Source organism: Methylobacterium sp. B1, assembly GCF_000333255.1.
GTDB lineage: Bacteria > Pseudomonadota > Alphaproteobacteria > Rhizobiales > Beijerinckiaceae > Methylobacterium > Methylobacterium fujisawaense.
Map to the genome: position 1 here is coordinate 1 of NZ_BACT01000170.1, position 232 is coordinate 232.

Consider the following 232-nt stretch of genomic DNA (forward strand, 5'->3'; position numbering starts at 1 on the left):
CTGCGTCCGTCCTAATCCGCATATTCCTGGCATCTACTTCGTCAACACCGACGACATTAGCATTCACCACTTGCGATCCGCCCAAAGTAATCGTATAGGCATAGTGCGTTTGAACAGGATCCGCATCTGCTGAGAGCTGAAATTTAAAATCAACAAAGTATCCATCATCGCGACGGAATCCCGATTGCAGGACTGCTGTAGCTTTGTCAGCACGCATCTCTTGAACTAGACC

General features: G+C 48.3%; 1 protein-coding gene. It reads right to left on the reverse strand.

All coding sequences use genetic code 11. The features are described 5' to 3' along the window. A partial coding sequence (locus tag I53_RS34455; RefSeq protein ID WP_210161560.1) for a hypothetical protein occupies positions 1 to 217 on the reverse strand: 217 nt, incomplete at its 3' end. Positions 218 to 232: the final 15 nt, after the last annotated feature.